The 13,546-nt window shown below is 40.7% G+C and carries 15 protein-coding genes and 1 pseudogene; 14 read left to right on the forward strand and 2 right to left on the reverse strand.

The genetic code is table 11. The features are described from left to right. Positions 1-154: 154 nt before the first annotated feature. From JMF81_RS16870 to JMF81_RS02115, 12 genes and pseudogenes are all read left to right on the forward strand, one after another. Positions 155-373: a glycosyltransferase gene (locus JMF81_RS16870; protein WP_378171642.1), complete on the forward strand. Its 219-nt coding sequence runs from the start codon at positions 155-157 to the stop codon at positions 371-373. Continuing rightward, positions 297-629, forward strand: a complete 333-nt coding sequence (locus JMF81_RS02070; protein ID WP_201309802.1) for a glycosyltransferase family protein — start codon at positions 297-299, stop codon at positions 627-629. Before JMF81_RS16870 ends, JMF81_RS02070 begins: the two co-directional genes overlap by 77 nt. A 349-nt stretch (positions 630-978) precedes the next feature. Next, positions 979-1,314: pseudogene (locus JMF81_RS16875) on the forward strand (VanZ family protein); the annotation flags it as partial. A 63-nt stretch (positions 1,315-1,377) separates the two neighbouring features. Next, positions 1,378-2,343, forward strand: coding sequence for a sugar phosphate nucleotidyltransferase (locus JMF81_RS02075; RefSeq protein ID WP_243282515.1), 966 nt, complete (start codon positions 1,378-1,380; stop codon positions 2,341-2,343). An 81-nt stretch (positions 2,344-2,424) separates the two neighbouring features. Beyond that, positions 2,425-3,138 (forward strand): CpsB/CapC family capsule biosynthesis tyrosine phosphatase, encoded by a 714-nt coding sequence (locus JMF81_RS02080; protein ID WP_201309804.1) that lies wholly within the window; start codon positions 2,425-2,427, stop codon positions 3,136-3,138. A 12-nt stretch (positions 3,139-3,150) separates the two neighbouring features. Next, positions 3,151-3,876, forward strand: a complete 726-nt coding sequence (locus JMF81_RS02085; protein WP_201309805.1) for a YveK family protein — start codon at positions 3,151-3,153, stop codon at positions 3,874-3,876. Then, complete coding sequence (locus tag JMF81_RS02090; protein WP_201309806.1) at positions 3,873-4,577, forward strand: CpsD/CapB family tyrosine-protein kinase; 705 nt, start codon at positions 3,873-3,875, stop codon at positions 4,575-4,577. Before JMF81_RS02085 ends, JMF81_RS02090 begins: the two co-directional genes overlap by 4 nt. Continuing rightward, entirely contained in the window at positions 4,549-5,574 is a 1,026-nt protein-coding gene (locus JMF81_RS02095) for an LCP family protein (protein WP_201309807.1), read from the forward strand. The genes JMF81_RS02090 and JMF81_RS02095 overlap by 29 nt, the downstream gene beginning before the upstream one ends. A gap of 157 nt (positions 5,575-5,731) precedes the next feature. After that, positions 5,732-6,742 carry a hypothetical protein gene (locus JMF81_RS02100; protein ID WP_201309808.1) on the forward strand — a complete coding sequence of 337 codons (1,011 nt, stop codon included), beginning with the start codon at positions 5,732-5,734 and terminating at the stop codon, positions 6,740-6,742. A gap of 79 nt (positions 6,743-6,821) precedes the next feature. After that, the gene (locus JMF81_RS02105) at positions 6,822-8,534 is read left to right on the forward strand and encodes an AAA family ATPase (RefSeq protein WP_201309809.1); all 1,713 of its coding nucleotides are present in this window, start codon (positions 6,822-6,824) and stop codon (positions 8,532-8,534) included. A gap of 86 nt (positions 8,535-8,620) precedes the next feature. After that, positions 8,621-9,325 carry an alpha/beta hydrolase gene (locus tag JMF81_RS02110; RefSeq protein ID WP_201309810.1) on the forward strand — a complete coding sequence of 235 codons (705 nt, stop codon included), beginning with the start codon at positions 8,621-8,623 and terminating at the stop codon, positions 9,323-9,325. Positions 9,326-9,430: 105 nt separating this feature from the next. After that, positions 9,431-10,105, forward strand: a complete 675-nt coding sequence (locus JMF81_RS02115; RefSeq protein WP_201309811.1) for an SDR family NAD(P)-dependent oxidoreductase — start codon at positions 9,431-9,433, stop codon at positions 10,103-10,105. Positions 10,106-10,240: 135 nt separating this feature from the next. Here JMF81_RS02115 and JMF81_RS02120 read toward each other — a convergent pair whose 3' ends face one another. Beyond that, positions 10,241-10,987: a LysR family transcriptional regulator gene (locus tag JMF81_RS02120; RefSeq protein WP_201309855.1), complete on the reverse strand. Its 747-nt coding sequence runs from the start codon at positions 10,985-10,987 to the stop codon at positions 10,241-10,243. Further along, positions 10,988-11,092 carry a LysR family transcriptional regulator gene (locus JMF81_RS02125; RefSeq protein ID WP_201309812.1) on the reverse strand — a complete coding sequence of 35 codons (105 nt, stop codon included), beginning with the start codon at positions 11,090-11,092 and terminating at the stop codon, positions 10,988-10,990. Between the two features lie 94 nt (positions 11,093-11,186). On the opposite strand from JMF81_RS02125, the gene JMF81_RS02130 reads away from it, so the two are divergent. Beyond that, a complete protein-coding gene (locus JMF81_RS02130; protein WP_201309813.1) occupies positions 11,187-12,083 on the forward strand; it encodes a MerR family transcriptional regulator in 897 nt (298 codons plus the stop codon). Positions 12,084-12,192: 109 nt separating this feature from the next. Further along, on the forward strand, positions 12,193-13,545 hold the full coding sequence (locus JMF81_RS02135; RefSeq protein WP_201309814.1) for a putative ABC transporter permease: 1,353 nt from the start codon (positions 12,193-12,195) through the stop codon (positions 13,543-13,545). Position 13,546 lies beyond the last annotated feature (1 nt).

Here is a 13,546-nt window from a genome sequence, read left to right on the forward strand (position 1 = left end):
TATTTACAATAGATAGTACATAAGTGGAGTTTGAGTAAAGATAGTATTGAATGGGGAGGCATTATGAGAGATGAGGAAAAACTAATATGAACAGCTATCCGAAAGCACCGTTATTATTCAGGTTTATAATGCTCAGGATGTAGTTTATGATTTGTTGGAGAATATCAGAAATCAGACATTTACAAATATTGAAGTCATTATGGTTAATGGTGGGTCAACAGATAACAGCGGAGAAATCTGCAAAGAGTTTGCAGAAAAAGACAGTAGATTTATTTACCTGTATCAGGAAAACAGCGGTGTTTCTGATGCAAGAAATTATGGGGGTTCTATTGTCACAGGATATTTATTATATTGCGTTTCTGGATGTGGATGACAGAATGCCGCTGAATCGTTTTGAAATCATGATAAAGATCATGGAAGATGACAAAACAATTGACCTTGTGCTCAGTTGCTATGTTGTTAAAGTGAAAAACGGAAAGTTTCTTTATTCTTTATGGCAGTCTGAAGCAAGTGGAAAACAGTCTGAAGAAAAACTGATTATGGATTTTGCCAGATCAATGATCAGTTTTTATTATGGAGGTATCTGGAATAAGTTGACCCGTTGTATTAGTGCGATTTGTGTTGATTAAAAACATATAAAGGCCCATAGTATCTCCTGAAATAAAAAATTATTACCATATAAATACTTGAAGGATAAAGAAAAATTATTCTTTTCAATTATTAAGAATAGAATATAAATAATTTTTGAAATGTGAAAATAACATATAATGAGGGATGAACGTGAGGATAATTTTTAATGATTTGTTTTTTTCGGTATATCAATATCTGGGTTTTGGAATAATATTTGCTGTTATTACAATGTTAGCTTTACCCAATCTTGAAAGAGAAGGAATTGCAATATCACTAAAAAAATTATGGAATAAATTAAAATCAGATAACAGACAAATATGGAAATTTATATTTTTTGTTTATTTTTTTATGGTTTTGTCAAGAACTTTGATTTGTAGAAATATTTGGAAGTCACCATGGGAAAATGTAATTGGGGAATGGGGATTATATACTTCGTCAGGCGAAGTTAATGCAGAAGGGATTTTAAATATTTTATTATTTTTTCCATTAACCCTTTTTTGGTGGTTGGGATTTAATTTTTTGAAGAGAAATGAAAGTGAAAACAAAGTGATACGTATTACTTTGAAATATTCGTTTTTGTTTTCAATAATAATCGAACTTTTACAACTATTTTTACGATTAGGGACTTTTCAACTATCAGATATAGCGCAAAATACTTTTGGCGGATTATTAGGAGCAATCTTATATATTGTTTTATGTAAATTTAAAAATATAAAAGATAACAATTATTTATTAAGGGAGAAACAAATGAATACTACACTACTTATCATGGCTGCCGGTATCGGTTCTCGTTTCGGCGGCGGTATCAAACAATTAGAGCCGGTTGGCTTAAATGATGAAATTATCATGGATTATTCCATTCACGATGCCATTGAGGCAGGTTTCAATAAGATTGTCTTTGTTATCCGCAGGGATATCGAAGCAGATTTCAGAGAACGGATCGGCAGTCGTGTGGAAGAACTCTGTCAGTCTTTAAATGTGGAAACAGCTTACGCTTTTCAGGATCTGACTTCCATTCCGGAAGGCTTTCAGGTTCCGGAAGGACGTACAAAACCCTGGGGAACAGGACAGGCTGTTCTGGCGGCAAAAGATCTGATTCACGAGCCTTTTGCGGTCATCAACGCTGATGATTATTATGGGAAAGAGGCATTCCGCCAGCTGCATGACTGGCTGGTGCTGGATCATGAGGAAACAGCCCTTGCCATGGCAGGTTTCATTCTGAAGAATACACTCTCAGATAATGGCGGAGTGACCAGAGGGGTATGCAGTGTAGAGAAAGGGCATACCCATCTCCTGGATGTGGCAGAGACCGGAAACATTGTAAAAACAGTGGATCCTGCATCAGGAGAAACAGGAGCCGAAGCCGATGGTGTGAAACTGGATCCTGAATCTTTTGTTTCCATGAATTTCTGGGGATTCCCGGCAAAGGAAAATGAAGATCCGGCATTTTTGACTGTGCTGGAGCAGGAATTTAAGACGTTTTTCCAGGAGGATGTTCCGGAAAATCCACTGAAAGCAGAGTATCTGCTGCCGACACTGATTGGCGGATTGTTAAGAGAACAGAAGTGTATGGTTAAAGTCTTAAAGACCAATGATACCTGGTTTGGGGTTACTTATAAAGAGGATAAAGCAGACGTGGCAGAAAGTTTTAAGAAGCTGATTGCCGACGGTGTTTATCCGAAAGATCTGTATTCAGATTTAATAAGAAGCTGATATCACAAGAAATATAGAAGCAGAATCAGCAGGAAGGGAGAAAAATAACAGAATAAAGGGTTAGAGAAGGAAGGGCATACTATGAAACTGACAGATATACATACACATATTTTATATGGGGTGGATGATGGAGCACAGACATTAAGCGATTCCATGGATATGATTTCAGAGGAATGGAAACAGGGAGTGCAGGATATTTTTCTGACGCCTCATTATGGTCATAAATATGGATATGTAGATCGAAGGGTTCTGGAACAGAGATTTCAGAAGATACAGCAAGAAGCTTCAAAACATTTTCCGGAAATCAATTTGTATCTTGGAAGTGAATTATACTATCAGAGCAATACGATACAGCATTTGAGAGAAGGGAAAGCACTGACCATGGCAGGCAGTAAGTATGTGCTGGTGGAATTTGGAACCGGGGATTCCTATTTTGATATTTTTCAGGCAGTCCACGACATGGTCTATGCCGGATACCTTCCGATTATTGCGCATATTGAGCGGTATGATTCCATTCGAAATTGTATGAAGGCGGTCAGGGAGCTGATGAAATCAGGCGCCTGTCTTCAGATTAATGCGCAGAGCATTTTGGAAAGATTTCCATATCGTAAAACATTGTTTTGCAGGAAACTGCTGAAAGAAGGTCTGGTATATTTTATCGGCAGTGACTGCCACGACATGGAGACAAGGAGTCCGAATCTGGAACGGGCATACAGAATGCTGAATAAAAAAGAGGGACAGCAAAATAAATTTGGGTTTTACGCAAAGAAGGTTATAGAAGGAAGTTACATATAAGGAGAAAGAGACATGTATGAATTGGAAAACGATGAGATCGAAATTGATTTGGGAGAATTATTCAGAATTTTAAAAAGCAAGATTCTGATCATTCTGCTCACCGTGGTTATATTTGCCGGAGCAGCCGGTGTGATCACAAAATTTGCGATTACACCAGTGTATTCTTCTTCTGTGCAGCTGTATGTTGCGTCAAGTGATGGAATCTCCAGTCTGCGGGATTTGACGAAAGAAACCCAGCTGACCCAGGATTATATGGCGATTGTAAAGACAAGAACTGTTTTGGATCAGGTCATTGACAGTATGGATCTGAAAATGGATGATCAGCAGCTGAGTGGAAAGGTTGCTGTTGAGAATCCGGCAGATACCAGAATTCTGAAAATTACGGTTACAGATGAAGACCCGAAAGAAGCAAAAGAAATCGCACAGGAGATTGCGAAGATCACAGCGAGTACAGTTTCTTCCAAAATGGATACGAAAAAACCGGCGATCATAGAAAATGCTTATCTTGCAGATGCGCCGGACAGCCCTAGCCTGAAGAAAAACACAGCTATTGGCGCTCTGATCGGGCTGGTATTATCTGGCGGGTACATAACGCTTCGTTTCATTTTTGATGATACGATTCGAAAAGAAGAGGATATTGAAAAATATTTGAAGATTAACACCCTTGCAAAACTGCCGTTGGCCAGGGGAGATGAAAAACGCAGGAAGAAAGTCAGAAAGGTGAAAGAAGCGATATGAAAAAAGTAAAAATGAACATCCCGGACCAGGGAGATTATCAGTTAAAAGAAGGATTAAACCAGTTAAAAACCAATGTGGCATTTTGCGGGGAAGGAATTAAAGTCATTTCCATAACAAGCAGTGTCATGAATGAAGGAAAAAGCTCCGTTGCTTTCAGCCTCGCAAAAACACTGGCAGCAGATGGAAAGAAAACATTACTGCTGGATGCGGACCTGAGAAAATCGACTCTGGTTGCAAAGTATCACATAGAAGGAATCGAGAAAGGGTTTTCTCATTATCTGACCGGACAGGCCGGGAAAGAAGATATTATTTATGCAACAGAATATGATGACTTTTATCTGACCGTTGCCGGTCCGCTTGTGCCGGATCCGATCCGGCTGTTAAACTCTGATCTGTTTGGTACATTTATGGAGCAGATAAAGGAGAAGTTTGATTATGTGATCGTCGATACCCCTCCGCTGGGGCTGGTTGTGGATGCTGTTATTATCGGACAGCACACAGATGGAACGATCGTTGTCATTGAACAGGGAGTGATTAAGCGGAAAATCCTGCAGGATGTGGTAAAACAGTTGAGAACAGGAAATGTTCAGATTCTAGGAGCTGTTTTAAATAAGGTAGACCAGGTATCCGGCGGATATTATAAATACAGCTATTACAGTGAGGGATATTCCCATGGAAAACATAAGAAAAAACAAAAATAAGATTTTAATTCTTTTGATCATCCTGGCATGTGTGGTTTTTGTGAAATTGATCTTTTTTACGGAAACGAAAGAGACAGGACAAAAGGAAGGCGGACAAGAAGATGCACCCGCTGAACAATACTCTGAAATCACGGAAGGAGCAGACACTTTCGTGATTTTTGGTGTAGATTCCCGGTCTGATGATGTCGGAAAAGGAACCCGGTCGGATTCTATTATGGTGGTAAATGTGAATCATGAGACAAAAGAGATCAAAGTAGCTTCTATATATCGTGATACATATGTGGACATTGACGGACACGGTCTGAATAAAATAACTCATGCCCATGCCTATGGCGGACCTGTATTTGCAATGGATACCATAAACCGTAATTTTGATCTTGAGATTGGCAAATATATTACCGTAAACTTTGGAAATGCAGCTGAAGTGATTGATGACATCGGGGGAATCGAGCTGGATATCACTTCTTCGGAGCTAAAATATATCAATGGTTATATTGATGAGATGAATCAGGATAATGGTACCAGCTCTGCACATCTGACAGCGGCAGGAACACAGAAAGTAGACGGAACGCAGGCAGTTGCCTATACACGGATCCGATATACAGCAGGCGGAGATTATAAGCGTGCCGAACGCCAGAGAACGGTTCTCTTTCAGATGTTTGAGGCCGCCAAGAAGCAGAGTACTACGAAACTGCTGCAGATTATGGACAAGATGATGGATCAGATTGGAACCAACTATTCATCCGGGGAAGTAACTGAGATTCTGTCTTATCTTGCCAAATATAATATGGAAGAAACAAAAGGCTTTCCGAACAGGTTATGGGGCGGAACCATAGACGGTACATGGTATGCAGTGCCGGTGACGCTGGAAAGTAACGCGAAAGCACTTCATAGTTATCTATATGGAGATGAAGACTATGAACCGTCTGATAAAGTAAAAGAAATCAGCAGTGAGATTGAAAAAGTCGCCTCCACGCCAAATGAAGAATTGGAATAAACAAAAAATGTCGTCAGTCGATTACCGGCTGGCGATTTTTTTATAATCTGGAATTGTAAAAAACAAATTTTCCAAATCAGAAGATATGATAAAACCATCAAGAACAGCGGAACAGTAAAAGCTGAAAATAGAGGATAAGAATAAGGAGGAATTCGATATGTTAAGGAAAGACTTATTAAAAAGAGGATGGCTGTTTAGAGGAATGAGGATTGGGATTGCAGCAGCGACGATGGTAATCAGCATGACAGCAATGCAGGGAACAGCATCGGCGGATATGAAAAATGGAAGCTTTGTTTCCATTTCAGGTGGAAAAGTTGATAGTATCACAGTGAATGGTGTAACCGTAGACGCCTTGTATGAGCCGTATGATTATGGAACCAATACGGATACAACCTATTCCTGCGCAGCGTTTGTAAAACGTTTCTATAGTCAGGTGTACGGCAGAAATGTATACAATCTCAATTCCACCACATCAGTTCCTTTGGTGGATCAGGGAAGTTTTTATGAAACAAACAGTCCGAAAGTGGGGGATATCCTGAGGGACAATCAAAGCGTACACTGGGCAATTGTAAAAGAAGTCGATGGGAATACAGCAACGGTAATTCAGCAGAATGCATGGGATGGATCTTATACAAAAGCCTGGGTGGGAGCCAAAGTGGATTTAAATGACAGCCGTTATTCTTTCTTCCGCTGGAGCGGAAATACCGGCAGCAGTTCAGAAACAGCCAGAACCCACAACTTTTCTTTCAATTATCACAGCCTGGAGCGGTATGACACCAATGCGGTCATCCATACGAAAGTGAACAATCCGGAGAGACTTCAGGTAAACACAGTAGGATGCTATATTTACGATGCAGATGGAAACCTGATCAAACGTCATCAGGAAAACTGTTCCAGAAATGAAAGCAGATTTAATATCTGGTATGATTTCAATGGAGAATTAGGTGTGACATTAAAACCTGGTACTGCTTACAGCTATCGGTTCTATGTGATTTATGACGGAAAAGAATATCAGGGAGCAAAGGAAACGTTTACAACCACTGGCACAGCGCCTGCGGCAGAGACTCAGAGCACAGAAGCAGAGAAGGAAGATCAGGGAAACAGCGGCGGATTCTGGAGTAATATGTGCCGGAGAACAAAAACATGGTGGAGTGGATTGTTTCGTTAATGACAGGGAGTTTTTTTCCTCCCTTCTATGATGTATAATAACAGAGAAGTTATATGCGTCAAAGAAAGGAGGAGACGGAATGAGTAAAAGGAAAATCCCGGTTGGAATTGAAAAATTTAAAGAAATACGGTCAGAAAATTTTTATTACGTCGATAAAACCAGTTTCATCCGGGAATTATTAAATTCCTGGGGAAAAGTAAATTTGTTTACCCGTCCCCGCCGTTTTGGAAAATCACTGAATATGGATATGCTGTGTTCATTTTTCGAGATTGGTGCAGACCCTGCGCTGTTTGAGGGACTGCAGATTACAAAGGAGAAAGAATTATGTGACAAATATATGGGACAATATCCTGTTATTTCGATCAGCTTGAAAGACGTGGATGGAGATTCTTATCAGATGTCCTATGATCTTTTGTGCAGTGTGCTGTATAATGAGGCAATCCGGCTGCAGTGGCTGCTGGATAGTGACAGATTGACAAAGTACGACAAAGCATCTCTCTTGAAACTTCTGAATCAGGAATTTGACCGGCCTGTGGATCTTTGCCAGAGTATTCAAGTATTGTCCAGATTACTATATAAGCATTATAACAAAAAAGTTATCATCTTGATTGATGAATATGATGTTCCATTGAACAAGGCTTACCAGGATCATTATTATGAACCGATGATTTCGCTGATCAGATCAATGTTCAGCATGGCATTAAAAACCAATGAGGCATTGTACTTTGCCGTCCTGACAGGATGTCTTCGTATATCCAAAGAAAGTATTTTTACAGGATTAAATAACTTCAAAGTACATGGAATATCAGATGTACAGTATGCGCAGTACTTTGGATTTACAGATACTGAGGTGAGAAAATTACTGTCATACTATGGAATGTCATACTGCTTTGAAGAAGTAAAAGAATGGTATAATGGATATCATTTTGGCCGGGAAAGTATATACTGTCCATGGGATGTTTTAAATTATATTTCAGATCATTTGACAGACTCTGAGGCAGAACCGGTTCTTTACTGGGCAAACAGCAGTGGAAATGAAACTGTCAGAGAAATCATAGAACATTCGAATGGAACGGTAAAGGCAGAATTGGAACTGCTGGTATCAGGGGAACAGATACAAAAAGAGATCATCCCGGAAATGACATATCAGGATTTATTGTCAGGAGACAAAGGGGAGCGGATAAAATATCTTTGGAGTCTTTTGTATAATACAGGATATCTGACAGATGGGGAAAAGCCGGCTGGCGGAAGACATACTTTAAAGATTCCAAATCGTGAGGTCAGGCTTATTTTTGAACAGCAGATTTTGACCTGGTTTTCGAAGAAAATAAAAAGTGATGCCGGAAAACTTCAATCTTTTTGCAAAGCGGCAGAGGATGGAGACGCAGAGAAAATGCAGCAGATATTCGGAGAATATTTAAGAAAATCCATTAGTGTTCGTGACAGTGCTGTAAGAAAGGGACGCAAAGAATCTTTTTATCATGGTATGCTGGTTGGAATCCTTGGAAGCGAAGATACTTGGATTGTGCTGTCCAATCCGGAATCTGGTGAAGGTTACAGCGATATACTTGTTGAAATACCGGAAAAAAGCATTGGATGTGTAATAGAAGTGAAGTATGCGGAAAATAGAAATCTTGATAAGGCATGCAGAGAAGCAATCAGACAGGTCAGGGACAAGCAATATATGACACGACTGCAGGATGATGGTATGGAAACAATTCACATATACGGAATCGCATGTTATCTCAAAAAGTGCAGAATACAGCATGAGAAATATGAAGAACAATCCTGAAGATATCTGGAGATAGAAAGCAGTACGGTTTTGAATTCAGAAATAAAGACAGGTCATTGAATGCCGGGAAAGGAGAGACATCAGAGATGAATTCATTTACCATAGACGAGAAGAAGGTCACGATTTATCAGGCGAATACAGCGGATGTCCCTGTGATTTATCTTAATACTGTCATGGAAGAAGGAAACGATAAGATATATGAAATATTGAAGCAGCAGGAATGTCCGGAAGTTACACTGATAACAATCAGCGGTCTTGACTGGAATCATGATATGACGCCATGGGATGCGCCTCCGATTTCCAAAAACGCCGAGCCATGTACCGGCGGAGCAGATGAATATCTGAATTTCATGACAAAAACCATTGTTCCTGAAGCAGAGAGAAGAATAACAGGTAAAATTTCATGGAGGGGACTGGCGGGATACTCACTGGCAGGGCTTTTTGCCGTGTATGCGCTGTATCAGACGGATCTTTTCTCCAGGGCGGCAAGTATATCCGGATCTCTGTGGTTCCCGGGAATTATAGATTATGTATTCTCTCATGAAATGGCAAAAGAACCGGAATGTATATATTTTTCTGTGGGAAGCAAAGAAAGCAGGACACGCAATCCGTATATGAAAACGGTGCGTAAAAATACGGAACAGATAGAAAGATTTTACCGGGAGAAAGGAATTCAGACAGTATTTCAGTTAAATCCGGGAAATCATTTTCAGAATGCCGCTGAGAGAACCTCGGCGGGGATTGGGTGGCTTTTAACGCAGCAGAAACAGGAAAGCAGGCAGAAGTATTAAGTTTTAACTTTACACTGTTTAAGAAGAATCTAATTCCCGATTCCTTCGATAAATGATAATATTTTAACGAAGTTAGTTGTTATCGTTTAGAAGAAAGAGGAATGAATGATGGAGAAAAAAGTAGTTATTATAACCGGAGGAAGCGCCGGAATCGGATATGCGGCCGCAAAATTATTTCTGGAGAAAGACTGCCGGGTGGTAATTTTAAGTACCAATGAGGAAAAAGGCCTTCGTGCGCAGGAAAGACTTTCTGAATTCGGGGAAGTGACCTGGAAACACTGCTGCGTGCAGGATTATGAAGAGTGCAGAAAAGTGGTAGATGAAACGATGGATACATATGGCCGTATTGATGTATTAGTCAATAATGCCGGAGTTGTAAGCAGGAGAGAAAGTTTTTTCAAAGCAGATATGGAAGATATCCGGAGAACGATGGATATTAATGTCATGGGGACGATTCATATGATACATGCCGTGAGTAAATATATGGCGGATCAGCAGAAAGGTACGATCGTAAATATTGGCTCTATCTGCGGAACTATGGCAAACTCCGAATCCGTAGGATATCATGCTTCCAAAGGAGCGGTAGAAATGGTAACGAAGAGTCTGGCCAGAGAATTGTCAGGCTATGGAATCAGAGTGGTATGCGTATCACCAGGCTGGGTCAGAACGGAGATGATTGATGATACGGTAGCTAAAATTGGAGCTTCCCTTCATATGAAAGGCCGGATTGTAGAGCCGGAAGAGATTGCCGGCGTCGTTTTATCTGATGACTCTCGATGAGGCGTCTGCGGTAAATGGAACGACGGTAATGGCAGATGACGGATATTCTGCGTTCAAAGGAATTGACGGGGGACAGCGTTTATAACCTCAATAATGGAAGGGCAGATTCGACGGGTCTGCCCTGTTTTAATTCATCTAAAAATAAGATAAAAAATGAGTGACGGCCGGAGACGGATTTTTCCTGCAGACCGCGCCGACAGGTCCGGCAGGCAGATCAGAAGGGACTACGGTAAGAAAGGACTGGTACTGGCTGCTCCAGCGGGAGTGAATCGCGAAAATATCATCTGTCAGCAGGACTTTGGAGCGGATGGACATATCGTATTCGCTGTCCAGCACCTGTATGCGGCTGGAGACGGCAGACAGCTGCTGGTGGAAAGGATATTTCATATAATAATAATTTCCGCATAAGATAGAACCATCTGTCAGATCATCGGCTTTAAGAAGGCTGCGGTCCGCAAGCGGATGTTCCGGCCTCATGCAGAAACTATAGGTGTCTTCAAATAGTTTGGTGAAGATCAGATCCCCCAGACATTCTTTCCGTGGTTCTGCGAGAATCGAACAGTCAGCCTTTCCGCCTGCGATTTTAGCAATATGCTCGTTGTACGGCATCGGAAGAAATGTAACGGCAGTGTTTGGAAAATCTTGTAAGAAGGTTTCATATGCTTTCAGGATAAATGGCGGAAATTGTTCCGGAGGATATGCGATTGTGAGAGAATCATTTTCTGTCCGGCTGATTTCACGTCCCCGGGCACAGGCGTCTTCATAAGTCTGCAGGATTTCTCTGGAAGCGTCATAAAAGATCCCGCCTGCAGGCGTCAGGGAAATTCCCTGGTGTGTGCGGTAAAATAATGGGAACCCGATATTTTTTTCCAGTAAATTGATCTACTGCACCAGAGCCGGAGTGGAAATAAAAGCGGCCTGTGCCCCTTTGGAAAAACTTCCGGAATCGGCTGCCAGAAGAAAAGAATGTAATTGACGGTCGTTCATGTGTAAATACCTCCATGTCTGCATTATATCATATTATCTCTTGACCTGTACGCTGCGTACAGGTTTATATTAAAACTGTAAGGAGGTTCAGGATATGAGATTAAATGAAGTTGTGAGAAAAGTAGATCTCAGCAAACGAGCAGTAAAATATTATGAAGAAAAAGGTCTGCTGAAAGTTAAGAAAGACAGCAATGGATACCGTAACTATACCCCGGAAGATGTTAAGATACTGGAGAAGATTTCTTTGTACCGGAAACTTGGAATCGGAATCAGAGAGATAAAAATATTGTTGGAAGAAGGGGATGACAGACTGCTTGATCAGATCAGCAGCGAAAAGGAACAGGAAATCCGGAAGCTGACCGTTCAATGGGAAGAATTAAAGAAATATATTCAGACAAAAGAAATAGAAAGTGTCTGCAGCGTAATTGATTATAAGACCATAGGAGAAAAACTGAAAGATATGTTTCCGGGGTTCTATGGGTACTATTTCCTGCATCATTTTCTTCCGTATTTGCAGATTCCAATGGAAACAAAGGAGCAGAAAGAAGCATATGATCGTATTGTGGATTTTTTAGACAATGCTGATATTAAAATTCCGTTTTTTATGAAAGTGAGTTCTTATATCATGTACCGTTTTTTGCCGAAACCATCGCTGGATACCATGATAAAAAAGATGGACGATCAGATCAAAGATTATTTGAATCCCACAGAGGAATCATATGAGAAGTTGAAAAAACAGACAAAGCAGAATGTGAAAATGAAAAACAGCTTTTTCTTTCGATATCATCCGGCATTCATATCCCAGCGCCGCTTTATGAAACGGCTCCAGGATTGTGGATATAATGATATTTTTCTTCCGGCCATGATGGAATTATCCCCAAAGTATAAGGAATACAGGGAGGCGCTGATGCAGATCAATGACAGAATCTGCAGAGACCTGAATCTGTATTATGATTCAGATTTTCAGTTAAGGATGAAAAAAGGCAGTTAAGACAAGTGATCTTCGCCTTTTCAAATCAGATTTTATGTCAGGGTTGTTTTTTTCGACAAAAATCGGTATGATATGACATAAACAATAGGATTTTGGAAAGGATATTATAATGAACGAAACATTTTATCAATTGATGTGGTTTTTTGTACTGTATTCGTTTCTGGGCTGGCTGTTTGCCACGGCGGCAGCGGCAGTAAGAACGAAGAAGTTCGTTGATGTTGGTTTTTTGTATGGACCTTATTGCCCTTCGTACGGAGTCAGTGCCGTAGTATTTACGATTTTTCTGTCAGAATTAAGAGAAAGCGTTTTTTTCCTGTTTCTCGGAGGAGCGATTCTGTCCTTTGTCATGACATTTTTCACAGGATTTTTACTGGAAAAGATTTTCCATCATAAATGGTGGGATTATTCCAGGAGAAAATATCATTTCAGCGGATATGTCAATCTTCCTTATACAGCCCTTTGGGGCGCCTTGGCGGTTCTGATGATCCGGGTGGTTAATCCTATATTGAAAGATGCGACTTTACTGATTCCGAAAACGATCGGAGGGATCCTGCTGATCATTCTTGGAGTGGTTCTTATCATTGATCTGGCGGGTACAGTAACAGGAATCCTTAAGATCAAGTCCCATATCCGTAAATTGTCACTGGTATATCAGGTGTCAGAGAATCTTCAGAAGACAGCGGATATGATGGGAGAAGGCGTTACAAAATGGATATTGAAGCATCTTGAAAAGGCCTATCCTCTGCTGGATGTCAGGACAATTCTGAAGGCAAAACTGGAGAGAGAGAAGGAAATCAAAAAGGCAGAAGCAGAAGCGGATGTTTTTGCGGCGGGATGCGGCTTTTACAAGCTGGTCTGCATCTTTTTCCTGGGAGCCTTTCTTGGAGATGTGATAGAGACGATCTTCTGTTATATGAAGTACGGCGTTATTATGAGCCGCAGCAGTGTTGTGTTCGGACCATTCAGCATTGTATGGGGATTTGGCTGCGTGCTTCTGACAGCAATTCTCTATCAGTACCGAAACCGAAGTGACCGTTTTATTTTTATTTACGGAACGCTGCTGGGAGGAGCTTATGAGTATATCTGCAGTGTCCTCTCCGAGATGGTTTTTGGGACTGTGTTCTGGGATTACAGTAAAATTCCATTTAATCTGGGCGGCAGAATTAACCTTCTGTATTGCTTTTTCTGGGGATTCGCTTCTGTAATCTGGATGAAAGGTCTTTATCCGTTTTTTTCAAAATGGATTGAGAAGCTGCCGAAAAAAGCGGGGAAAATCCTTGCGTGGGGATTCCTTATTTTCATGACGCTTGACATGGCGCTGTCAGGACTTGCCATGTCAAGATATTCGGAAAGACACATCCAGGGGAAAAAAGCGGAAAACCGGATGGAACGATTTTTGGATGACCATTTTCCTGATAAACGGATCAAAGAGATTTATCCTCATGTAAAAATTGTAAAATAGA

The organism is Anaerostipes butyraticus (assembly GCF_016586355.1).
In the GTDB taxonomy this organism is placed as follows: Bacteria; Bacillota; Clostridia; order Lachnospirales; family Lachnospiraceae; genus Anaerostipes; species Anaerostipes butyraticus.